We start from the raw sequence: 23,204 nt of genomic DNA, 5'->3' as shown, positions 1-23,204 counted from the left end.
GTATGAACATGGCGACTGCAATCTCGACAACCTCAAGCCAGCCCTCCGGTCCCGGTGCCTGGCTGGCCACGGTGGATGGGCGTATCGACGAAAAAGTCCAGCAGCGGGTGGTCGGCCAGCTGTTGCAGACCCTGCTGTATGAAGGCGTGCTGCCATTCGGCAGCCAGCCGCTGGAGGGCGGCCCGCACGGCCATGACAGCGGCCAGCGCCGTTTCGTGGTGCTCGGCATCGACGGCCAGCAGCAGCGGGTGGAGTACCACTGCAACGGCCTGCTCAGCGCCAGCTTCGATTTGATCCGCCTCGATTCCGCCAGCCTCGAACGCCTCGACAGCCGCGGCCGGCGCAGCGTGCCGGACCTGCACCAGGCCCTGGCCGAGCTGCTCGGCGACTACCAGGACAGCCCGCACCTGGGGCGTTTCATCCAGGAACTGGAGCAGACCCAGCTCAAGGATCTGCAAGCGCGCAGCCAGGGCTACCAGGCCGAAAAGCCGGCCCACCAGCTGGACGTGGACGCCCTGGAGCAGCACTTCATGGACGCCCACAGCTACCACCCGTGCTACAAGTCGCGCATCGGCTTTTCCCTGGCGGACAACCAGGCCTACGGCCCGGAATTCGCCACGCCGATCGCCGTGGTGTGGCTGGCGGTCGCGCGCGACCGGGCCTCGCTCAACCATTCGCAGAAACTCGATTTCCCGGCCTTTATCCGCCAGGAGCTGGGCGCCGAGCGCTGGCAGCAGGTCGAGCTACAACTGGCCAGCCAGGGCCGGGCGCTGGACGACTACCAGCTGCTGCCGGTGCACCCGTGGCAGTGGGAAAACCTGATTGTCCCGACCTTCTACCCGGAGCTGCTCAGCGGCGAGCTGATCTACCTCGGCACCTCGATTGATGAGTACAAGGCCCAGCAGTCGATCCGCACCCTGGCCAACGCCACGGCCAGGGAGCGGCCGTACGTCAAGCTGGCGATGAGCATGACCAACACCTCCAGCACGCGCATCCTGGCCCGGCACACGGTGCTGAATGGGCCGATCATCACCGACTGGCTGCAACAGCTGATCGCCAGCGACAGCACCGCGCGCGAGCTGGATTTCGTGATCCTCGGCGAAGTGGCCGGGGTCAGCTTCGACTACCAGCACCTGCCCGAGTCCCGCAGTCCCCAGGCCTACGGCACCCTGGGGGCGATCTGGCGCGAAAGCCTCCACCAGTACCTCAAGGCCGACGAGCAGGCCGTGCCGTTCAACGGCCTGAGCCATGTGGAGAACCGCTACGGCACAGGGCCGCAGCAGCCGTTCATCGACGCCTGGATCCGCCAGTACGGCTTGCAGGCCTGGACCCGCCAGCTGCTGCAGGTGACGGTGCCGCCGATCATCCACATGCTCTACGCCGAAGGCATCGGCATGGAATCCCACGGCCAGAACATCGTGCTGATCGTCAAGCAGGGCTGGCCGCAGCGCATCGCCCTCAAGGACTTCCACGACGGCGTGCGCTACTCGCCGGCGCACCTGGCGCGTCCCGAACTGTGCCCGGAGCTGGTGCCGCTGCCGGCCAGCCACGCCAAGCTCAACCGCAACTCGTTCATCCTCACGGATGATGTCAACGCGGTACGGGATTTCTCCTGCGACTGCTTCTTCTTTATCTGCCTGGCGGAAATGGCGATCTTCCTGCGCCAGCACTACCAGCTCGACGAAGGCCAGTTCTGGCAAATGACCGCCGAGGTAATCCTCGACTATCAGGACGCCCATCCGCAGCACCGCGACCGTTTCGGCCTGTTCGACGTGTTCGCGCCGAGCTACGAGGTCGAAGAGCTGACCAAGCGCCGCCTGCTGGGCGACGGCGAGCGACGCTTCAAGTCGGTGCCCAACCCACTTCATGCCTACAGGCCGCAAGCATGCTGAGAAGTAACCAGCTGAAACGCAAACTGGCGGCCGGGCAGGCGGTGTACGGGCTGATCAGTTCGATCCCGGCGCCGGCGGCCATCGAGCTGATCGCCGAGGCCGGGTTCGACTTCGTGATCATCGACATGGAACACGTGCTGATCAATCCGGAAACCGTCGAGCACATGATCCGCACCGCCGAGGCCTACGAGCTGACGCCGCTGGTGCGGGTCGCCGACCTCAACCCCAAGACAATGCTGCGCCTGCTCGACGGCGGCGCCCAGGGCATCGTGCTGCCGATGATCGAGTCCGCCGAGCAGTTGCAGGCGGCGATTGCCGCCTGCAAATACCACCCGCTGGGCCAGCGCAGCCTCAACGCCGGGCGCCCCGGCAGTTTCGGCAAGCACAGCCTGGCGCAGTACGTGGGGCAGGCCAACGAGCAGATCATGCTGGTGGCGATGATCGAAAGCGCCGCCGGCGTGCGCAACGCCGCGCAGATCGCCGCGGTACCGGGCCTGGACATGATCCTCGAAGGCGCGGCCGACCTCTCGCAATCCCTCGGCATGCCCTGGCAGATCGACCAGCCGGCGGTCCGGCAGGCCCTGCTCGACAGCTGGCAGGCGGCGGACCATGCCGGCGTGCCGTACTGCGCGATTCCCCGGCAGCAGGGCGACCTGGGACGCTGGCGCGAGCGCGGGGTCCGGGCCTTTGTCCTCGGCGACGAACGCGGCATTGCCTTTCGTGCTCTCCAGGCCAGGTTGGCCACCCTTTCTCTAGAAGGAAAATAATCCGATGAACTTCACAACCATGGCCGCTGAAGTGGTGATGCAGGACCTGATCGATTGCCTGCTCGCCGAAGACTTCTTTGGCCGCGAACCCTTGCCGTTGCTGAATGCCAGCCAATGGCGCCAGGCCCATCCTGAAGCGCCAGCCCTTGAAGCCTCAATCCTTGAAAGCGCGGATGGGCAACAACGGATCTGGGAGTGGTGCTGCGACGCCCAGGAACAGCGCTTTATCAGCATCGCCCTGCGCCCGGGCATCACCCAGCAGTGGGAAAAGGTCCCGGGCACGCAGGTTCTGGCCCGCCAGGAGCAGCGCTGGACGGCGCTGGGCCCGGTGGACTTCATGCGCCGGGTGTTCACCGGCATGGGCCCGCGTTTCCAGGACAATGAAAAGGGCCTGACGCTGTTCCTCGAAGTGCTGCATATCAGCGTCTGGCAGACCGCCTTGTCCCTGGAGCACCGGGTCGACCACCAGGGCCTGATGGCCCAGGACGGCGCCACCTTTTTCCGCACCATGGAGCAGTGGGCTTCGCTGCGCGATCGTCCGTACCACCCGCTGGCCAAGGCCAAGCAGGGCTTGCTGCAGGCCGAATACCAGCAGTACCAGGCCGAGTTCGCCCGGCCGGTGGCGCTGAACTGGGTGGCGGTGCGCAAGGACCTGCTGCAAGGCGGCGCGGGCGTGGCGGACCTGGAACAGGTCTACCCGGCGCGCTACCTGTTGCCGGAAACCTTGCAGGAACGCCTGGCCGCAGAGCTGCGCGAGCGCGGTATCGGTGACAGCCACGTGGCCTTGCCGGTGCACCCGTGGCAGCTCGAGCATGTATTGCCGGCGCAGCTGGGCGATGCCTTCGCCCGTGGCGATTGCCAGCGGCTGGACTTCAGTGAGGCAACGGTATTCGCTACTTCGTCGCTGCGTTCGATGACCCCGTGTTTCGCCAGCGCCGACTACCTCAAGCTGCCGATGGCCATCTATTCCCTGGGCGCCTCGCGCTACCTGCCGGCGGTGAAGATGATCAACGGCGGCCTCAGCGAGGCGCTGCTGCATCAGGTGCGGCGCCTCGACCCGGTGCTGGAGCAGAGCCTGCACCTGTGCGACGAGAGCAAGTGGTGGGCCTTCATGCCGCCCCAGGCGACCCTGTTCGACGAGGCGCCGCGGCACCTGTCGGCGATGGTCCGCGGTTACCCGCAAGCCTTGCTCGACGACCCGGACTGCCGCCTGCTGCCAATGGCCGCCCTGGGCACGCCATTGCCCGGCAGCAACCGGCACTTCTTTGACGAGTGGATGCAGTACCGCGAACTGCCGGCGACCCAGGCTTCGGTGCTGACCCTGTTCGGCGAGCTGTGCCAGCGCTTCTTCGACGTCAACCTGCGGATGTTCCGCCTGGGCATGCTCGGCGAGGTGCACGGGCAGAACGCGGTGCTGGTGTGGAAGGCCGGCCAGGCCCAGGGCCTGCTGCTGCGCGACCACGATTCGCTGCGCATCTTCGTGCCGTGGCTGGAACGCAACGGCATGGCCGACCCGGAATACCGGATCAAGAAGGGCCACGCCAATACCCTGTACCACCAGCGTCCCGAGGACCTGCTGTTCTGGCTGCAGACCCTGGCGATCCAGGTCAACGTGCGGGCGATCATCGACACCCTGGCCCAGGTCTACGCCGTGCCGGCGACTGTACTGTGGAGCGCCTTGCGCCAGGTATTGGACGGGCTGTTGCAGAGCATCGAGTTCGACGACGAGGCCCGGGCGATGATCCAGCGCCAGCTGTTCGAAGCGCCGCGCTGGCCGCAGAAGCTGCTGCTGACGCCGATGATCGAACGCGCCGGTGGCCCGGGCAGCATGCCGTTCGGCAAGGGCGAGGTGGTCAACCCGTTCCAGCGGTTGGCCGCCGATGCCTGACCCGCTGATCCATCCTTGCAGGCGCACGCTGTTGCGCCTGTCCCTGGGGTTGCTGGCATTGCCGCAGATCGCCCGCGCCGAACCGCGGCGCCTGGTCACCCTGTTCCAGGGCGCCACCGACAGCGCCGTGGCGCTGGGCGTGACGCCCTGCGGCGTGGTGGAGTCGTCGAGCGAAAAGCCGACCTTCCGTTATTTGCGCCCGGCGCTGGCGAATGTTCCTCATGTCGGCCTGGAAACCCAGCCCAGCCTTGAGGACATCGTGCTGCTGGAGCCGGACGTGATTGTCGCCTCGCGTTTTCGCCACCAGCGCATCGCGCCGCTGCTGGAACGCATGGGCACGGTGCTGATGCTCGAGGAAGTCTTCGAGTTCAAGCGCACCCTGGCGCTGATGGGCGCGGCCCTGAACCGCCAGCAGCAGGCCAGCAGCCTGCTGGGGCAATGGCAGCAGCGGGTGGCGCGCTTGCGCGAGCAGTTGCAGGTGACTTTCGCCGGGCGCTGGCCGCCCACGGTGTCGGTGCTGGATGTGCGTGAAGACCACATCCGCAGTTACCTGCCGAGCAGTTTCGCCGGCTCGGTGCTCACGGAGCTGGGTTTCGCCTGGAACCCGGTCGCCCGCGAGTCCCGGAGCACCTATATCAAACTCACCAGCAAAGAGAACTTGCCCGTGGTCGATGCCGACCTGTTTTTTGTATTCCAGCGCGACAGCCAGGCGGTGCGGCACAACTATGAACGGCTGGTGCATTACCCGTTCTGGCAGCAGCTGCGCGCCGTGCAACAGCAGCAGGTGTGGCGGGTCGATGGCATTGCCTGGAGTTTCTCCGGAGGGATCCTCGGCGCCAACCTGATGCTCGACGACATTGCCCGCCTGGTGGCGTCTTCATGAGCCGTGGGCTGAAACTCGGCCTGGCGCTGGTCGTCCTGCTGCTGTGCGCTGGCCTGAGCCTGGCGGCCGGGGCGACCTGGATCGAACCGTCGCAGTTGCTCAAGGGCCTGCTGCAACCGGACAGCCTCAGCGCCGGCCAACAGTTGATCTTCAACAGTCGCTTGGCGCGCACCCTGATGGCCGTCGCCGTGGGTGCGAGCCTGGCGGTGGCGGGGGCGCTGATGCAGGCGCTGACCCGCAACCCGCTGGCATCGCCGGGGTTGTTCGGGGTGAATGCCGGGGCGACCTTCGCGATCATCCTGTGCTCGTCGCTGTTTGCCCTGTCGTCCATGAGCCAGTGGCTGTGGTGCGCCTTTATCGGCGCCGCGCTGGCCGGCAGCCTGGTGTGGCTGATCGGCAATCGCGGGCAGGGCAGCCTCAACCCGCTGCGCATCGTTCTGGCGGGGGCGGCGATCACCGCGTTGTTTTCCGCCTTCAGCCAGGCGTTGCTGGTGGTCAACGAGGAGGGCCTGGACACCGTGCTGTTCTGGCTCGCCGGGTCGTTGTCCGAGCGTGACCTGGGGCTGGCCGCGCCGCTGCTGGTGGGCGTCTTGCTAGCCTTGCTGGGATCGTTGCTGCTGGCCGGGCAGGTCAATGTGCTCAACGCCGGCGAAGCCATCGCCATCGGCCTGGGGCAGCGCACCGGGTTGATCCGCTGGCTGATGAGCGTGCTGATCATCGGCCTGGCGGGTAGCGCGGTGGCGCTGGCGGGCAGCATCGGTTTCATCGGCCTGCTGGTGCCGCACATGGTGCGCAAGGGCCTGTCCATCGACCATCGCTGGTTGCTGCCGGGGTGCGCGGTGCTGGGGGCGATCCTGCTGTTGCTGGCCGACACCCTGGGGCGCCTGGTGATTCTGCCGCAGGAGGTGCCGGTGGGGGTGATGACCGCGTTGTTCGGCGCGCCGTTCTTTATTTTCCTGGCCCGTCGTGGAGGTCGTTATGAATAACACCCTGACCCTGCGCACCGCCGGCTTTTCGCGGCGCATCGACCTGGCGACCCTGTGGCGGCTGTTGCTGGCCGTGCTGGCGACGGCGCTGGTGATGCTCGGCGCCTTGTCCCTGGGCAAGCTCAACCTGTCGCCGCTGACCGTGCTGGAGCTGCTGTGGCGCGGCGGCGACGAGCGCCTGCTGTTCATCGTCGAGCAACTGCGCCTGCCGCGCCTGCTGCTGGCGGCCCTGGTCGGCGCGGCGCTGGCGGTGTCCGGCCTGATTTTGCAGAGCATCATCCGCAACCCGCTGGCGTCCCCCGATCTGCTGGGCATCACCAGCGGCGCCAGTGCCGCGGCGGTGCTGTACCTGTCGTTCTTTTCCCTGCTGCTGGGCCCGCAGTTCTTGCCACTGGCGGCGATGCTCGGCGCCGGGCTGGCGGCCCTGGCCATTTACCTGCTGGCCTGGAAGCAGGGCACCTCGCCGCTGCGCCTGGTGCTGATCGGCGTCGGCGTGTCGGCGCTGCTGGCGGCGGTGACCACCTTTGTCCTGGTGTTCAGCCCGCTGACCACCACCTTGTCGGCCTATGTCTGGCTCACCGGCAGCGTCTACGGCGCCAGCTGGCCGGAGCCGCGGGCCCTGGCCGGCTGGTTGCTGGCGATCCTGCCGTTGCTGGTGTGGCTGGCGCGCCAGGTGCGGGTGCAACAACTGGACGATGCCTTGGCCCAGGGCATCGGCGTGCGGGTACAGTGGCTGCGCGCCGGCTTGCTGCTGGTCAGCGTGGCCCTGGCCGGGGCGGCGGTGGCCTGGGGCGGGGCGATTGCCTTTGTCGGGCTGATCGCGCCGCACATCGCCAAGCGCCTGGTGGCCCCGGGGTTCGCCGGGCAGGCGCTGATGGCGGCGCTGGTCGGCGCCAACCTGGTGATGCTCGCCGACCTGATCGGGCGCACCCTGTTCCTGCCGCTGGACCTGCCGGCGGGGATCTTTGTCGCGGTGCTGGGCACGCCGTTCTTTCTTTATCTTTTGATCAACCAGCGGCACTAAGGAATTCCCGATGTCCTCGATGGCAACCCAGCAACTGACCCTGGGCTATCAGCGCCAGGTGATTATCGACGGGCTGGACCTGCAACTGCCGGCGGGCCAGGTGTCGGTGCTGATCGGCAGCAACGGCTGCGGCAAGAGCACCCTGCTCAAATCCCTGGCGCGGCTGCTCAAGCCGCAGCAGGGTTCGGTGATCCTCAATGGCGAGGATATCCAGCGCAAATCCACCGCGGCGGTGGCGCGCGAACTGGCGATCCTGCCGCAGATGCCCAGCGCCCCCGAAGGCATCACCGTGCGCCAGCTGGTGGCGCTGGGGCGTTATCCCTACCAGAACTGGATGCAGCAATGGTCGGCCCAGGACGAAGCCATGGTCGAGCGCGCCCTGTTGCAGACCGGCGTGCAGGCCCTGGCGGAGCGGCCGGTGGACGCCTTGTCCGGCGGCCAGCGCCAGCGGGTGTGGATTGCCATGACCCTGGCCCAGGACACCGAGATCGTGCTGCTCGACGAGCCCACCACCTTTCTCGACCTGGCGCACCAGATCGAAGTGCTGGACCTGCTGCGCGAACTCAATCGCCAGGAGAACAAGACCATCGTCATGGTCCTGCACGACCTCAACCTGGCCTGCCGCTACGCCGACCATATGGTGGCGGTGCACCAGCGCACCGCGTTCGCCCAGGGCCGGCCCGAGGAGATCCTGACCGAGGAACTGGTCAAGCAGGTGTTCGACCTCAACTGCCGGATCATCCCCGATCCGTTTTTCGGCACGCCGCTGTGCATTCCCTTTGGCCGGGAACTGCCGCAATGAATCTGCAAGCCGCCTTCAACCCGCAAGACTGGAGCGTGCTATCCGGGCCGCTGCGCCTGAAACCCATGGCCCAACGCGACCGCCAGCGCTCCCTCAGCGCCCGCACTTTACTCGACGATGAAACCTGTATCGCGCTGCTCGACCAGCTGGGGCCGGTGATCGGTTCGCCGACCCGGGCGATCACCGCCTCGCTGCTGGCCAAGCGTTTTTCCTTCCTCGCCACCGGCGCCTGCCTGTACGCCATGTCGGTGTGCGACCAGGGCCTGCTGCTGTCCCTGGACGATTGCGTGATCGAGTACGGCCATGACGACGGGCTCTGGACATCGTCGATGCCGCTGGCGGACCGGCCGCCCCAGGCGTATGCCGCGGGTGAGCGCGACGCCTGGCGCGTGGCGATTGTCGAGGCGCTGTTCGCCGGGCTGCTGGCGCCGCTGTGGCAGACCTTCAACCGGGTCAGCGGCATCTCCCGGCGCATCCTCTGGGAAAACACCGCGGTGCGGGTCTACTCGCTGTACGAAAAACGCATGGGCAAGGTCGAGGATCCGCTGATCCGCCTGCGCCACGAGGCGGACTTCGACTGGCTGCTGCAAGAGGCCGCGCCAGCGCTGTTCGGCCTGGACTACAACCCGCTGCGGCACTTCCGTCGGCCGCCGACGCAGCTGGAGGAGGGCAAGAGCATCCGCTTTCGCCGCACCTGCTGCTTCTATTACGAGGCCACCGAGCCCGCCGAATACTGCTCCACCTGCCCGCTGCTGCGCCCGAGGAAATGCCGATGATCGCTCCGCGCCAACACCACGCCAGCGCCGCCTTGCTCGAGCATTACCGCGGTATCGCGGCCTCGACCATTGGCCACTTTGGCGATGAGGGTTACCTGCGCGGTATCCGCCCGTTGTTCGACGGGCTGCGCATGCTCGGCAATGTGGTGACGGTCAAGGTTTTCGCCCCGGATGGCGCCATCCTGCGCGACGCGCTGCTGCTCAGCGAACCGGGGGACGTGCTGGTGATCCAGTGTGTGGGCGATCAGGAGTGTGCCTGCTGGGGCGAACTGCGCACCCTGGCCGGATTGATCAAGGGCCTGGCCGGGGTGGTGGTGGAGGGCGCGGTCACCGATGTCGCCGCCTTGCGCGAGCATCGCCTGCCGCTGTTCAGCCGTGGCGTCAGCGCCTACACCACCCGCGGCATCGGCGAGCAAGGGGAGGTCAACCTGCCCATCGAAGTGGCCGGGGTGCGGGTCAACCCGGGGGATATCGCCATCGGCGACGACGACGGCGTGTTCATCCTCGACGGGCAACGGGCCGAGGCGCTGTTGCCGCAGCTGCTGGCCAAGGAAGAGCAGGACCGCGAGCGGCGCGCGGCATTCTTGCAGCGCCTGGCCGCCACCCGCTGACGCGTCGGCGAACCGGCCGGGTTTGCACTTTTATAAGGCTCGCGGCCCCGGCCTTGCACCAGGCTAAGGCGATTCCTGGCCCGGGGTAGGCTATCCGGGAGCCTTGCAGAATGACCGCGCAAGCCCGCCAGCACGGCCTTTCAAGGCGTGCGGCGCAGCCTGGCACAAAGGCTGCAAGACAGCCGCTAACGCCCCACCGCGCATGTCGCGGGCGGGCCGCCCACTCGGTCAACGCGGATCGATCGGCCAACCAGCCATGGGCACTCGGTGAGTCAGGCACAGCAGCCCGATCGCACACCGCAAATAACAGGCAAAGGCGCCTGGAACCGTAAGGTTTCAGGCGCTTTTTTTTGCTTTAAAAAAACCGTGATTGGCTTGGGTCGGGTGCTATTTATGAATGCCATTGTTGCCCCTTTGAACACACACAAAACCCTGATCGTGATCGGCAACGGCATGGTCGGACATCATTGCGTCGAACAGTTGGTGGCGCGTGGCGCCCTCGAGCAGTACCGCCTGCACGTCTTCAGCGAAGAGCCGATGCGCGCCTACGACCGGGTGCACCTGTCCGAGTATTTCAGCGGTCGCGACGCCGAATCCCTGGCCCTGGGCGATGCCGCGCTGTACCGGACACCGGGCCTGACCCTGCACCTGGGGGTGGCGGTGCTGCGCATCGACCGCGAGCACCGCCAGGTCATCACCGCCGCCGGCCCGGTGCACTACGACAAGCTGGTGCTGGCCACCGGTTCCTATCCCTTCGTGCCGCCAATCGAGGGCGCCGAGGGCGATTCGCGCCTGGTCTATCGCACCCTGCAAGACCTCGACGCCATCCGCGCCGCGGCCGCCAATGCCCGGCGCGGCGTGGTGGTGGGCGGCGGGCTGCTCGGCCTGGAGGCGGCCAACGCCTTGAAGAGCCTGGGCCTGGAAGCCCATGTGGTGGAGTTCGCGCCACGGCTGATGCCGGTGCAACTGGACGAGCAGGGCGGTCGCGCGTTGAAGGCGCGGATCGAAGCGCTGGGCGTCGGCGTGCACCTGGGCAAGGGCACCCAATCGATCAGCGCCGGCGAGCAGTACCGCTACCGGATGAACTTTGCCGGCGACGACTTCCTCGAAACCGACCTGATTGTGTTCTCCGCCGGGATTCGCGCCCAGGATGCCCTGGCCCGCGACTGCGCCCTGGAGATCGGCCCGCGCGGCGGCGTGGTGGTGGACAACCAGTGCCTGAGTGGCGACCCGTACATCTACGCGATCGGCGAGTGCGCCAGCTGGAACGGCAGCATCTTCGGCCTGGTGGCCCCGGGTTACCAGATGGCCCGCAGCGTCGCCGCCCAGCTGTGCGGCGAGCCGGGCGAACCCTTCATGGGCGCGGACATGTCGACCAAGCTCAAGCTGCTGGGGGTCGATGTCGGCTCCATCGGCGACGCCCAGGGCCTGACCCCGGGCGCGCGCAGCTACCAGTTCATCGACGAGGCCACCGCCAGCTACCGGCGCCTGGTGGTGGATGCCAGCGGCAAGCAGGTGCTCGGCGCGGTGCTGGTGGGCGACAACAGCTACTACGACACCTTGCTGCAATACATGCAGAACGGCATCGCCTTGCCCGCCGAGCCGGCCGGCCTGATCCTGCCGTCCAGCGCCGGCGCGCCGACCCTCGGCCCGGGCGCCTTGCCCGAGTCGGCCACGGTCTGCTCCTGCCACAACGTCACCAAGGGCGCGATCTGCTCGGCCATCGACGGCGGCTGTTCCGACCTCGGCCAGCTCAAGGCCCGGACCAAGGCCTGCACCGGTTGCGGCGGTTGCGCCGGCCTGCTCAAGCAGGTGTTCGAGCACGAACTGATCGCCCGTGGCGTCAGCGTCGACAAGAGCCTGTGCGAACATTTCGCCTACACCCGCCAGGAGCTGTACGCGCTGGTGCGAGTCGAGGGCATCCTCAGTTTCGACGAGATGCTCGCCAAGCACGGCCGTGGCCACGTCGGCTGCGATATCTGCAAGCCGGCGGTGGGCTCGATCCTCGCCTCGTGCTGGAACCAGCCGATCATGGACCGCTCCCTGGTGCCGCTGCAGGACACCAACGACACCTTCATGGCCAACATGCAGAAGAACGGCACCTACTCGGTGGTGCCGCGGATCGCCGGTGGCGAAATCAGCGCCGACAAGCTGATCGTGATCGGCCAGGTGGCGAAGAAATACGAGCTCTACACCAAGATCACCGGCGGTCAGCGCATCGACCTGTTCGGCGCCCAGCTGCACCAGCTGCCGGATATCTGGGCCGAGCTGATCGCCGCCGGTTTCGAGACCGGGCATGCCTACGGCAAGTCGACCCGCACCGTGAAGTCCTGCGTGGGCAGTACCTGGTGCCGCTACGGCGTGCAGGACAGCGTGCGCATGGCCCTGGAGATCGAGGACCGCTACAAGGGCCTGCGTTCGCCGCACAAGCTGAAGTTCGCGGTGTCCGGCTGCACCCGCGAATGCGCCGAGGCACAGAGCAAGGACGTCGGCGTGATCGCCACCGAGAACGGCTGGAACCTGTATGTCTGCGGCAACGGCGGCATGCGCCCGCGCCACGCCGAACTGTTCGCCACCGACCTCGACGACCAGACGCTGATCCGCTACATCGACCGCTTCCTGATGTTCTACATCCGCACCGCCGACCGCCTGCAACGCACCTCGGTGTGGCGCGAAAGCCTGGAGGGCGGCCTGGATTACCTCAAGGCGGTGGTGATCGACGACAGCCTGGGGCTGGGCGCCGAGCTGGAAGCGCAGATGCAGCTGGTGGTGGACCGCTACGAATGCGAATGGGCCAACGCCCTCAAGGACCCGGAAAAACTCAAGCGCTTCCGCACCTTCGTCAACGACCAGCGCCCCGACCCGGACATTCATTTTGTCGAGGAACGCGGCCAGCGCCGGCCGATCATGGCCGCCGAACTCAACCTGATCCCTGTCACCGAGGAGGTGCTCTGATGAGCCTGTCGACAAGCCTGCAACCTATCGAAAGTGGATTCGTCGAGCAGCCCGGCGTGCAGTGGCAGGCGGTGTGCAGCCGCCAGGACCTGGTCAGCCACAGCGGCGTGGTGGTCTGGCACGACGGCGCCCAGGTGGCGCTGATCTACCTGCCGGATGCCGCGCAGCAGACCCTCTACGCCATCGACAACCATGACCCGCAGTCCGGCGCCAATGTGATCGGCCGCGGCCTGGTGGGCTGCATCAAGGATGAGCTGGTGATCGCCTCGCCCCTGTACAAGCAGCACTTCCGCCTGGCCGACGGCACCTGCCTGGAATACCCGGAGCAACGCCTGCGCACCTGGCCGGCGCGGCTGCGTGGCGACGTGGTGGAAATCGGCGTGCAGTAGGCCGCACGCGCTTCCTTCAATACACATCCATGCCTGACCCCGCGCCGCCCGGCGCGGGGCCGGAACCCCTGTTGCTCAAGTATCGGAGACGCCCATGAAAACCGCTGCTCAGTTGCTGAAGTTGAAGGCCGTGGAACACCGCCAGGTGCACAGCATCGGCCCGGACCAGATGGTGCTCGAAGCACTGCAGATGATGGCGCAGAAAAATGTCGGCGCACTGCCGGTGATGGAAGCCGGGCAGGTGGTCGGCGTCATCAGCGAACGCGACTATGCACGCAAGGTGGTGCTGCAAGGCCGCTCATCGGTAGGCACCCCGGTCCGCGCCATCATGAGCGCCCCCGTGGTCACCGCCGACAGCCAGCACAGCATCGAACGCTGCATGGCCGTGATGACCGACAGCCACCTGCGCCACCTGCCGGTGCTGGAAGGTGAGCAACTGATCGGGCTGCTGTCGATTGGTGATTTGGTGAAGGAAGCGATTGTCGAGCAGGCGGACCTGATTCGGCAGTTGGAGCACTATATTCGGGGGCATTGAGGGAGCAGCACCTTGTGCTGCTTCATTCCGCTTGGGGGAGCACGGGCTGTCTTCCTATAGATGCTGTGCTTGGGATTTTTCGTTCAGCCTGAAGACGATGCCTTCCACTTCCATGTCGACGGTGTACTTGAACAACACGTGGATGCTCTTGGACATGCCTGGTAAACGATAGCTATCCCAGCCGCCCGTCATGCCGGAGATAGGCACTCTATAAGGCGCTCCTGACTCCAGCGGCTCGCCATATTGAGATTTAACCCACGCCTGATTCATCTTCGTTTTGAGCTGGTAGGGAAGGCTCCCTCGGTATATGGGTTCTCCTTCAAAACCCTCAAGAAAGGTAATGAACAGGTTTTCAAAACGTTGAGTGCTGGCCCAAAAACCCAATTCGACCCCTGGCTCCGGCGACACTGTCACCCTGTCGCTGTCATCAAAGATGCCCTTTGGTGGCCCTCCTGGTAGATACATTCCTGAGGCAATCATTTCGGGGTAAGTGCGCCCGAGGTTTTTGACCAAGTCATCGATCATTGCAGCGTTCATATCAATACCAGCCTTGTTCCTGATGGAGGTTATGCAGGTCGCTTCGTGCCTTTTCGACTTGCTCTTCGGTGAAGCCTTCTTCAAGCAGGAAGGGTTTGATGGCTTCGAGGTTGCTGTCTACGGCTGTGCGCAGGTCAGCGGCATCCTTAGCCTGCTGGGCCTTGTTGTTTCTACCTCCATACGTCTCACTGTACTTTTGGTGCACCCTCCGGGGAATTGCAATACCCGGGGCTTTCAGTAGGTGTTTCTTTATTTTTACTTCGGGCATGTCCGGAACGTTTTCATTCAAAAAAACCTCCAACGCCTTCTGCGACGGTATGTGATCAATATCCAACCCATCCTTGGCGCTTCTACTGGAAAGATCATTCGCCGGGCCGACTTCCAGCGGGTTGACCAGGGGCTTGGCGAAGACCAGGTACAACGAGCGCAGGCCGCTGCCGATCGGGAAGGTGATGATGCAGTCTTCGACCTTGAGCTCATCGAGGGGCGCGCCCTGGAGTTGGCTGTCGCCGCCTTCGACGATGGGGTGGACCATGAGGTTGGCCAGTTCGTCGGTCACCCCCGGGTAGGGCGTCGGGGCGGTGACCACCGGGCCGTTGTGCGGTGTCCAGGTGATGGTGAGCGTGCCGAGGTGGGCCTGCATGGCGTTTTTGTCGGCGTTCCAGTGGGCCTTGATCACCGGGACGCTGTCCTGGCCCGACTGGGCGCTGGTGTGGATGCCGTGGATGTGCAGCGCGCCCTGGCTGTCGCGGCGGAACTGGAAGCGCACCCGGGTAGTGGCGGCGCGCAGCTCGCGCAGTTGTTCTTCGCTGTAGAAGGCGTCGTCGCCGAGCAAGGTCGGGGTCATGGCCAGGAGCAACACCTGTCCCGCCGGGCCGCCGAGGGTCCTGGCCGCGGTGCCGGCCATCTGCACTGACCAGGCGAAGCTCCTGAGGAGCCGTTCGCCGGCGACCCTGCCGAGCCCGACCTCGGTCGCCGAGGATGCCATCAGCATGGTCTTGCCGAAATTGCCCGCGGGCTCGCTGGCGCTGCCGGCCCGGGTGGTGCCCCAGGGCGCGCTGCTGATGGACTTGGCGAAGACCAGGTCGGTGCGGGGAACGGGATCAGGCCAGGGGTCTGGCCGAAGGTAGGCCGGCTGCGGTTCGGGCGCGGGGCAGAGCAGGCTGCCGCTGGCTGTGGCGACGGAACTGTCGGTGACCAGCACCCAGTCGCCGTTTCTGACGGCGGCCAGAATCTCCCGATCGCTGTTGATCGTGTAGTGCTCGCGCAACAGCTCGTCCAACCCTTCAAGGCTTGACCTGTTGCGTTGCAGCGCCATGCGCACCTGGGTTTCGGCGAAATACGGATCGTGCGCGTTCCATGCCTGCCGGTCGGAGGCTTTCAATAAGCGCATGTCAGTAAGCGCAAATCAGTAAATGCATGAGCGGCCCCGGCTTCTGGATAAGCCACCCATGCTAGGGGGCCATCCTGGCGCGGCGCTCTAGGCCCTTTCTGAAACGCTCGAAAGAAAACTCGCTTGTGGGCCGGCGATAAAACCGGCGATCCGTTTCTGGCGCTAAACGCTGCCGTTCGTCACGGCGCACGGAGCGGGATTCAACTTTTGCCCACAATGATTTTCACAGCCGTTGTAAGGGCCGCACCAGGCCCGGAGGGGCTGCTATCCGCCGGAGGTTGAGCCAGATGAACGACGACTCCCTGGACGAAACGCTCGAGGAACGCCGTCAGCGCCGGGTGGCGCGGGCGCTGAGCCTGAACCCCGACGAAGTGGCGCGCTGGGTGGTGGCCATGGAAGAGGACGGCAGTGGCATGGGCTATGTCATCGAGTTTTCCGCCGCCACGCCGGTCGGGGTACTGGCCAGGGTGCCGGGGCTGGGCAGCGACCGGCTGATCAATATCGGCCCCATCGACTAGCCATCATGGCCTGCATGCCAGCACTGACCGCCGAACGCCTGCGGGCCTTGCACCGCGAAGGCTTCGTGCTGTTGCCCGGGGTGCTCGACGCGGACCGGATCAACTTGCTGCGCCACACCATCGACGGCCTCAAGCCCCAGCATTGGGACTACAGCGGCTTGCTCGAACACTACAAATGCGTGTTCAACCGCGACCCGCTGTGGCTACCGTTTCTCGACCTGCCGGGGGTGATCGAGCTGGCCGAAGCGGCGCTGGGCGACGATTGCCATGTCATCGGCCAGACCGCCTGGCGCTGTCATCCGGGTTTCCAGGGGATGGGCCTGCACCTGGATTACCTGGCGATGCAGCTGCCCCGCAGCCTGCTCAGCGATCCGGCCTTCGAGCTGCCGATGCAGATCTGCACCTGCCACCTGTACCTGGACGATATCGACCAGGACCTGTGCCCGACCCGGGTAGTGCCGGGCAGCCATCGCGCCGGGCGGCCGCCACGGGCCGGCGAGGAACATTGGCATGGCCAAACTGCCCAGGCCGTGCTGTGCCAGGCCGGCGACGCGCTGATGTTTCGCAGCGAGCTGTGGCATGCCGGCAGCGAGAACAGCAGCGCCGAACGCATCCGCTACTTGCTGCAAGTGCACTATGGCCGGCGCATGGTGGCGCAGAAGTTTTCGCCGTACCTGCACTGGCGTTTCAACCCCGAGGTGCTGGCGGCGGCCTCGGCGCGCCAGCGGCGGTTGCTGGGCGAGCATGAGGAGGCCGAGTACGACTGAGCGAAGGGACTGTCAGCTGTCGGGAAAGGGGATCGACAGCAACCAGCGGCTGAACGCCTGCAACGATGGCAGGTGCTGATAGCGGCTGGGGTAGGCCAGGTAATAGCCGCGGCCGCTGTCCACCGGCTCGAACAGCGCCACCAGTTCGCCGCTGTGGATCTCGTCCTGCACCAGGATGCGCGGCACCAGGCCGATGCCGATGCCGGCGACCACCGCCTGGATCAGGTGCGCGGTCAACTCGAACCCCGGGCCCATGCGCATCGCCCGCGGATGCAGGCCGTTCTGCTCGAACCATTCGGGCCAGGCATCGGGACGCGACACCACATTCAACAGCAACTGCCCGGCCACGTCGCCGACGGACATCGAAGCGTGCTCGGGCAGGGCCTTGGGGCTGGCCACCACCGTGAGCTTTTCCGAGAGCAGCCGATGGGCCTCGTAGCCGGGCCAGTGGCCGGTGCCGGCGCAGATGATCGCGTGCATGTCGGCGGTGTCCTTCGACAGGTCGCTGGTGACGATCCGCGAATGGATATGCACCAGGGTGCCCGGGTGGCTGGCGTAAAAGTCATGCATGCGCGGCAGCAGCCATTTCGAGCCGAAGGTCGGCAACACCGCCAGGTGCAACGGGCCGCCGCCGGCCTTGTGGGCGATGGTCTGCAAGGTGGCGTTGCGGATCCGCGCCAGGGCCGCGGCCAGTTCGTGGTGATACAGGGCGCCGGCGGCGGTCAGCTCGATATGCCGGCCGTCACGGCTGAACAGCGGCACTTCCAGCAGCGACTCCAGGGCCTGGACCTGGCGGCTGACGGCGCTCTGGGTCAGCGCCAGTTCTTCGGCGGCCTTGGTGAAGCTGCCATGCCGCGCCGCGGCCTCGAAGGCCACCAGCACCGACATCGACGGAGTGAGACGTCTGGGGTTCATTCATAAAACTCATGGAAAAAGCACATGAAATACATTTGCCCACGGTGCAAGGCTTTAGGAAAATAGGCTTTTTCGGCTGGCCGCCGCCCCTCGGGCTGCGTGCAAGCATACGTGTTTTGCATGCACCGCTGCGCCTTTTCTCTGCCTGGAAACCATTTTGATGATTGCTCTGCTTGCCCCCGAACGCGACCCGCTGGCCCACTACCAAAGCTTCCTCGACGCCCTGGCCGCCGACGGTTTTCGTGGCGAGATCGCCCGTGACCTGGGCCTGCGCACGGTGCTGGCCACCGACAACTCGATCTACCAGCGGCTACCGCAGGCCGCGGTCTTCCCCCGGGATGTCGCGGACGTGGAACGCCTGGCGCGGCTGGCGGCGAGCCCGGAACATCGCGCGGTGGTGCTCACTCCCCGTGGCGGCGGCACCGGCACCAACGGCCAGTCGCTGACCGACGGCATCGTGGTCGACCTGTCGCGGCACATGAACCAGATCCTCGAGATCAACGTCGAGGAACGCTGGGTGCGGGTGCAGAGCGGGGTGGTCAAGGATCAGCTCAACGCCGCCCTCAAGCCCCACGGCCTGTTCTTCGCCCCGGAGCTGTCGACCTCCAACCGCGCCACCGTCGGCGGCATGATCAACACCGACGCCAGCGGCCAGGGCAGTTGCACCTACGGCAAGACCCGCGACCACGTACTGGCGCTGAGCACCGTGCTGCTGGGCGGCAGCCGCCTGGACAGCGCGCCGATCGACAACCGCCAGTTGACCGACGAGGCGGCGCGGACCGATCGCATCGGCGAGGTCTACCGCTGTGCCCAGGACATCGCCGACCACCAGGCCGAGCTGATCGAGGCGATCTTTCCCAAGCTCAATCGCTGCCTGACCGGTTATGACCTGGCGCACCTGCGCGAGAGTCCGGAGCAATTCAACCTCAACAGCGTGCTCTGCGGTTCCGAGGGCTCCCTGGGTTTTATCGTCGAGGCGCGGCTGAATGTGCTGCCGATTCCCCGGCACTCGATCCTGGTCAACGTGCGCTACGCCGGCTTCATGGATGCGCTGCGCGATGCCAAGGCGCTGATGGCGCTGAAGCCGCTGTCGATCGAGACGGTGGACTCCAAGGTGCTGATGCTGGCCATGCAGGACATCGTCTGGCACGGCGTGGCGCGGTATTTCCCCGAGCAGGCGGACGCCCCGACCCTGGGCATCAACCTGATCGAGTTCAGCGGCGACGACCAGGAAGAGCTGGAGCAGCGGGTCGACGCCTTCGTCCGCCACCTGCAGCAGGACAGCTCGGTGGTGCGCCTGGGCCATACCCTGGCCATCGGCGCCCAGGCGGTGAACCAGGTGTACGCCATGCGCAAGCGCGCGGTGGGCCTGCTGGGCAACGTCCAGGGCGAGGCGCGGCCGCAGCCCTTTGTCGAAGACACCGCGGTGCCGCCGGAGAACCTGGCCGACTACATCCTCGAATTCCGTGCGCTGCTCGATGGCTACGGCCTGCAATACGGCATGTTCGGCCATGTCGACGCCGGCGTGCTGCACGTGCGGCCGATCCTCGACATGAAGGACCCCAAGCAGGCGGCGTTGATCCGGCCGATCTCCGATGCGGTGGCGGCGCTGACCCACAAGCACGGCGGCCTGTTATGGGGCGAGCACGGCAAGGGCCTGCGCTCGCAGTACGTGCCGGACTATTTCGGCGAGCTCTACCCGTCGCTGCAGGCCCTGAAGGCCGCGTTCGACCCGTTCAACCAGCTCAACCCCGGCAAGATCGCCACCCCGGCCTCGGTGCCGGAGGCGCGCCTGACCCGGGTCGACGAAGTGGTGCTGCGCGGCGAGCTCGACCGCACCATCGACGAGCGCGTCTGGCAGAGCTATGACAGCGCCCTGCATTGCAACGGCAACGGCGCCTGTTACAACTTCGATCCGGACGACGCCATGTGCCCGTCGTGGAAGGCCACCCGCAACCGCATTCATTCGCCCAAGGGCCGCGCCTCGCTGATCCGCGAGTGGCTGCGCCTGCAGGGCGAGCAGGGGGTGGACGTGCTGAACGGCGGTGGCGCGCGGCTTTCCAACCTGGCCCGGCGCGTCTACAACAGCGCGGCGCGGCTGGCCGGGCGCGAGGACTTCTCCCATGAGGTGTACGACGCCATGGCCGGCTGCCTGGCGTGCAAGTCCTGCGCGGGGCAGTGCCCGGTCAAGGTCAATGTGCCGGAGTTCCGCTCGCGCTTCCTCGAGCTGTACCACGGCCGTTACCTGCGCCCGTTGAAGGACTACCTGATCGGTTCCCTGGAGTTCAGCGTTCCCTATCTGGCGCGCCTGCCGCGGCTGTACAACGCGTTGATCGGCGCGGCGCCGGTGAGCCGGGCGCTCCAGCACCTGGCGGGGATGGTCGACAGTCCGTTGCTCAGCACCCTGGATTTCCAGGCGGTGTGCCGCCGGCGCAACGTGCGCATGGCCAACGCCGCGCAACTGGCGACGCTGTCCGCCGAACAGCGCGAACGCAGCGTGATTCTGGTGCAGGACGCCTTTACCCGGTTCTTCGAAACGCCGCTGGCGGCCGAGTGGCTGGAGCTGATCGAGCGCCTGGGTTTCCAGATCTACCTCGCGCCGTTCGCGCCTAACGGCAAGCCCTTGCAGGTCCAGGGCTTCCTCGGCGCCTTTGCCCGGGCCGCGCGCTACAACGCGCAATCGCTGCTGAAGCTGCAAGCCAGCGGCGTGCCCCTGGTCGGGCTCGATCCGGCGATGACCCTGGTCTACCGCCAGGAGTACCGCAAGACCCTGGGTGCGGCTCAGGCGCCCGAGGTGCTGCTGCCGCAGGAATGGCTGGCCCGGGTATTGCCTGAGCTGTCTGCCGAAGCGAGCCCGACCGCCGAGGCCGAGCCCTATCAGTTCCTCGCGCACTGCACCGAGAAGACCAACGAGCCGGGTAGCATCGGCCTGTGGCAACAGGTGTTCGCGCGAATGGGCCTGAAGCTGCAAGTGCTGGCCAGCGGTTGCTGCGGCATGTCCGGTACCTACGGCCACGAGGCCCGCAACCTGGCGACTTCGCAGGTGATCTACCAGCAGTCCTGGCAGCCGCTGGTGGCCCGCCACGGCCAAAGCGGCCGGCTGCTGGCCGACGGCTATTCCTGCCGCAGCCAGGTCAAGCGCCAGGAGGGGCAGGGCCTGCAGCATCCACTCCAGGCTCTGCTGGAACAACTGCGCAAACGCCCGCTAGCGACCTGACGACAGGGGGCGATGTAGCCGCTGCCGAGCCCGCGAGACTGCGTACGGCAACGCAGTTGCTGCAAAGCCTGAGTCCGTGGTCTGCCTGGAAAAACGCGGTGTCCGGTCCAGCGCCCGCTGCGCGGTCGTGCGCAGCCTGCGGCAGCGGCTACACAGGCAACGTGGTTCCTGTAGCCGCTGCCGAGCCTGCGAGGCTGCGCTCGGTTTGGGCGGCATTCCGACGCAGCGACCGCAAACCCAGCATCCCGGATCTTCCCGCCGGCGCGGGGGCTTCAGTCGGTGCCGTCCATCAACTGCTTGATGCGCAGCCAGTCGTTGCGCGCTTCCAGGTACTTTTCGTTGGCCCGCTGCTTGGCGCTGCTGAACAGGGCCAGGCGGTCGTCGTCGACATGGTCGGTGTTAAGCAGCTCATAGGCCTGGACATCCAGGCGGTCGGCTTCGGCAAACAGCCGGGCGTTGTTCGCCAGCTCGCGGTTGATTCGTTCTGTCCTGCTCATGGATGCATCGTCCTCCTTAATCCTGCATAGGGCCGGCCACGGCAAGACACCTGAGCCCATGGGTATTCACCTTGCACCGGGTGCCTCGGCCGCTGGCCGAGATATCGAGACCTTGCCTGAATATGGAGAATCGCCTTTTACCCGGGGTTCCATGGCGCTGCCGAGTGGTTGTCGGCAGCGCGCGGATGGGCGCGGGTCAAGGCTATTCCGGCGTGCCATGGATCAGCTCCAGGGCCTCGCTGCGCGACAGCGGCCGCTGCATGCGCTGCGACAACAGGGCCATGGCCCGCGGGTATTCGCAGGCGACCACCGACTCCACCTGTTCGTTGAAGCACAGCAGGGCGATAAAGCGGTACTGCTCCGGCTCGCCCTCGAAGGCGATCTGGTTCCAGCGGCGGGCGTGGCCGAGCACCTCGAAGGTCTGGTCGTAGAAGTAGGTCCAGAAGAACGGCACCACGCTGAAACTCAGCTGCTCGCCGAGCATGTTGCACGCCGCGAGCTGGCCTTGCTGCTGGGCCACGCGCCAGTGTTCGATGCGTTGCGAGCGGCCGTCGCAAGGGAAACTCACGAGGTCGCCGGCCGCCCACAGACCATCGGCCACCGCCAGGCTGGCGTCGGCTTTGAGCGAACCGTCCTCGGCCCGGTCGAGGCCTTCGACGAAGGCCGTGGCAGGGCTGACGCCGATGCCGAACAGCACCAGGTCGACGGCGATGCGCTGGTCGTTGTCGAGGACCACCTGTTGCACCTGGCCCTCGCCGACCAGGGCCCGGGCTTCGCAACCGGCGTGGTAGATCACCCCGTGTCGTTCGTGCAGGGCCCGTATGGCGCTGCCGATGCGTTCGCCCAACTGGCGTTGCAGCGGTACCGGGTGGCGACCGATCAGGTGCACCATCAGCCCGCGTTTGCGCAGGGCCGAGGCGGCTTCCAGGCCGATAAAGCTGTCGCCGACGATCGCCACGCGTTTACCGGGGAGGGCCTGTTCCAGCAGGCGCGCGGCATCCTCCCGCGAGCGCAGCATGAACACCCCCGGCAGGTCGGCGCCTTCGATGGCCGGCAGGCGCGGCTCGGCGCCGGTGGCCAGGAGCGCGGCGTCGTAGTCCAGGCGTTGGCCGTTGGCCAACAGGATCTGCCGCCGACGTGGGTCCAGGCGCAGGACCTCGGTCTGCAGCACCTGTAGATCGGCCTTGCGATAGAACTCCGGCTCGAGCAGGGGCGGAACCTCCGCCGGCGGCATTTCGCCGGCCAGCACGTATTTGCTCAGGGCGGTGCGGTCATAGGCGGGCCGCGCCTCCTTGTCGATCCAGGTCAGGTTCCTGCCGAAGCCTTTGGCTCGCAGGGTAGCCACCGCGGCGGCCCCGGCGGCGCCGGCGCCGATCACCAGCAGGCGGCGCGAGTCGGCCTGCCGTGGTGGGGCGGGTTCAGCCATGGGCTGGTCGGCAACCCAGACCCGGTTGTCATGGCGGATGTCGACTTTGTAGCGCTTGAGGCTCGCCAGCGGAGGTGGCTCGCAGACTTGCCCGCTGGCGCAGGCAAAGACGCCCTTGTGCCAGGGGCAGATCAGTCGCCCCTGATACACCGCGCCCTGTTCCAGCGGCGCCCCGGCGTGGGGGCAATCGGCCTGGTAGGCCCGGACCTGATCGCCCGTGCGAACCAGCAGCACGGCTTCGGCGCCGACCTGGACCCGGGTGCCGCGGTCTTCGGGCAACTGGTCGAGACGGGCCACGACATAAAAGGTCATCGCTTTTCTCCTGCGCATTGCGCGCCCTCGGCCATCCTTGCGCGCCACCTTCTCGGGAGCGCGGGGCCGGGTACGGAATCTTCTGCTCGAGGGCGCAACGCGGCCCGGCCAAGT

20 protein-coding genes are annotated in these 23,204 nt (G+C 66.4%); 15 read left to right on the top strand and 5 right to left on the bottom strand.

The features are described 5' to 3' along the window. Positions 1-2 precede the first annotated feature (2 nt). The 12 genes from CXQ81_RS18090 to CXQ81_RS18035 all read left to right on the top strand — a co-directional run bounded on the left by CXQ81_RS18090 (position 3) and on the right by CXQ81_RS18035 (position 13,508). Positions 3-1,892 carry an IucA/IucC family siderophore biosynthesis protein gene (locus tag CXQ81_RS18090; protein WP_178081068.1) on the top strand — a complete coding sequence of 630 codons (1,890 nt, stop codon included), beginning with the start codon at positions 3-5 and terminating at the stop codon, positions 1,890-1,892. After that, positions 1,886-2,659, top strand: a complete 774-nt coding sequence (locus tag CXQ81_RS18085; RefSeq protein WP_101338061.1) for an HpcH/HpaI aldolase/citrate lyase family protein — start codon at positions 1,886-1,888, stop codon at positions 2,657-2,659. Before CXQ81_RS18090 ends, CXQ81_RS18085 begins: the two co-directional genes overlap by 7 nt. A 4-nt stretch (positions 2,660-2,663) precedes the next feature. Next, a complete protein-coding gene (locus CXQ81_RS18080; protein ID WP_101338060.1) occupies positions 2,664-4,547 on the top strand; it encodes an IucA/IucC family siderophore biosynthesis protein in 1,884 nt (627 codons plus the stop codon). Beyond that, positions 4,540-5,430, top strand: a complete 891-nt coding sequence (locus tag CXQ81_RS18075; RefSeq protein ID WP_101338059.1) for an ABC transporter substrate-binding protein — start codon at positions 4,540-4,542, stop codon at positions 5,428-5,430. The genes CXQ81_RS18080 and CXQ81_RS18075 overlap by 8 nt, the downstream gene beginning before the upstream one ends. Beyond that, complete coding sequence (locus CXQ81_RS18070) at positions 5,427-6,416, top strand: iron ABC transporter permease (RefSeq protein ID WP_009043986.1); 990 nt, start codon at positions 5,427-5,429, stop codon at positions 6,414-6,416. Before CXQ81_RS18075 ends, CXQ81_RS18070 begins: the two co-directional genes overlap by 4 nt. Next, positions 6,409-7,440 carry an iron chelate uptake ABC transporter family permease subunit gene (locus CXQ81_RS18065; protein WP_101338058.1) on the top strand — a complete coding sequence of 344 codons (1,032 nt, stop codon included), beginning with the start codon at positions 6,409-6,411 and terminating at the stop codon, positions 7,438-7,440. The genes CXQ81_RS18070 and CXQ81_RS18065 overlap by 8 nt, the downstream gene beginning before the upstream one ends. Positions 7,441-7,450: 10 nt before the next feature. Further along, positions 7,451-8,242 (top strand): ABC transporter ATP-binding protein, encoded by a 792-nt coding sequence (locus CXQ81_RS18060; protein WP_007925442.1) that lies wholly within the window; start codon positions 7,451-7,453, stop codon positions 8,240-8,242. Further along, positions 8,239-9,018 (top strand): IucA/IucC family C-terminal-domain containing protein, encoded by a 780-nt coding sequence (locus CXQ81_RS18055; RefSeq protein ID WP_087090885.1) that lies wholly within the window; start codon positions 8,239-8,241, stop codon positions 9,016-9,018. The genes CXQ81_RS18060 and CXQ81_RS18055 overlap by 4 nt, the downstream gene beginning before the upstream one ends. Beyond that, on the top strand, positions 9,015-9,629 hold the full coding sequence (locus CXQ81_RS18050) for an RraA family protein (protein WP_101338057.1): 615 nt from the start codon (positions 9,015-9,017) through the stop codon (positions 9,627-9,629). Before CXQ81_RS18055 ends, CXQ81_RS18050 begins: the two co-directional genes overlap by 4 nt. Before the next feature lie 393 nt (positions 9,630-10,022). Beyond that, entirely contained in the window at positions 10,023-12,584 is a 2,562-nt protein-coding gene (nirB, locus tag CXQ81_RS18045) for a nitrite reductase large subunit NirB (protein ID WP_101338056.1), read from the top strand. Then, positions 12,584-12,973: a nitrite reductase small subunit NirD gene (nirD, locus tag CXQ81_RS18040; protein WP_101338055.1), complete on the top strand. Its 390-nt coding sequence runs from the start codon at positions 12,584-12,586 to the stop codon at positions 12,971-12,973. Before nirB ends, nirD begins: the two co-directional genes overlap by 1 nt. A 94-nt stretch (positions 12,974-13,067) precedes the next feature. After that, complete coding sequence (locus CXQ81_RS18035; RefSeq protein ID WP_053261289.1) at positions 13,068-13,508, top strand: CBS domain-containing protein; 441 nt, start codon at positions 13,068-13,070, stop codon at positions 13,506-13,508. Positions 13,509-13,562: 54 nt separating this feature from the next. Here the strand turns inward: CXQ81_RS18035 and CXQ81_RS18030 are convergent, their stop codons facing one another. Next, positions 13,563-14,033 carry a DUF6392 family protein gene (locus CXQ81_RS18030; protein WP_101339435.1) on the bottom strand — a complete coding sequence of 157 codons (471 nt, stop codon included), beginning with the start codon at positions 14,031-14,033 and terminating at the stop codon, positions 13,563-13,565. Positions 14,034-14,046: 13 nt separating this feature from the next. Further along, positions 14,047-15,438, bottom strand: a complete 1,392-nt coding sequence (locus tag CXQ81_RS18025; protein ID WP_101338054.1) for an S-type pyocin domain-containing protein — start codon at positions 15,436-15,438, stop codon at positions 14,047-14,049. 287 nt (positions 15,439-15,725) lie between these two features. Here CXQ81_RS18025 and CXQ81_RS18020 point away from each other — a divergent pair, with 287 nt between their 5' ends. Then, entirely contained in the window at positions 15,726-15,956 is a 231-nt protein-coding gene (locus CXQ81_RS18020; RefSeq protein WP_007925461.1) for a hypothetical protein, read from the top strand. A gap of 5 nt (positions 15,957-15,961) precedes the next feature. Beyond that, positions 15,962-16,723, top strand: a complete 762-nt coding sequence (locus CXQ81_RS18015) for a phytanoyl-CoA dioxygenase family protein (protein WP_101338053.1) — start codon at positions 15,962-15,964, stop codon at positions 16,721-16,723. 12 nt (positions 16,724-16,735) lie between these two features. Here the strand turns inward: CXQ81_RS18015 and CXQ81_RS18010 are convergent, their stop codons facing one another. Then, the gene (locus CXQ81_RS18010) at positions 16,736-17,638 is read right to left on the bottom strand and encodes a LysR substrate-binding domain-containing protein (protein WP_007925463.1); all 903 of its coding nucleotides are present in this window, start codon (positions 17,636-17,638) and stop codon (positions 16,736-16,738) included. Between the two features lie 160 nt (positions 17,639-17,798). On the opposite strand from CXQ81_RS18010, the gene CXQ81_RS18005 reads away from it, so the two are divergent. Further along, entirely contained in the window at positions 17,799-20,855 is a 3,057-nt protein-coding gene (locus CXQ81_RS18005) for an FAD-binding and (Fe-S)-binding domain-containing protein (protein WP_101338052.1), read from the top strand. 272 nt (positions 20,856-21,127) lie between these two features. Here the strand turns inward: CXQ81_RS18005 and CXQ81_RS18000 are convergent, their stop codons facing one another. Both CXQ81_RS18000 and CXQ81_RS17995 read right to left on the bottom strand, forming a co-directional pair. After that, positions 21,128-21,352 (bottom strand): hypothetical protein, encoded by a 225-nt coding sequence (locus tag CXQ81_RS18000; RefSeq protein WP_007925467.1) that lies wholly within the window; start codon positions 21,350-21,352, stop codon positions 21,128-21,130. Positions 21,353-21,554: 202 nt separating this feature from the next. Continuing rightward, a complete protein-coding gene (locus tag CXQ81_RS17995; protein WP_101338051.1) occupies positions 21,555-23,090 on the bottom strand; it encodes an FAD-dependent oxidoreductase in 1,536 nt (511 codons plus the stop codon). Positions 23,091-23,204 lie beyond the last annotated feature (114 nt).

This window comes from Pseudomonas sp. 09C 129, from assembly GCF_002843625.1.
Classification (GTDB): Bacteria; Pseudomonadota; Gammaproteobacteria; order Pseudomonadales; family Pseudomonadaceae; genus Aquipseudomonas; species Aquipseudomonas chlororaphis.
The sequence above is the reverse complement of the archived record's forward strand: the minus strand, read 5'-3'. Positions and strand labels throughout refer to the sequence as shown.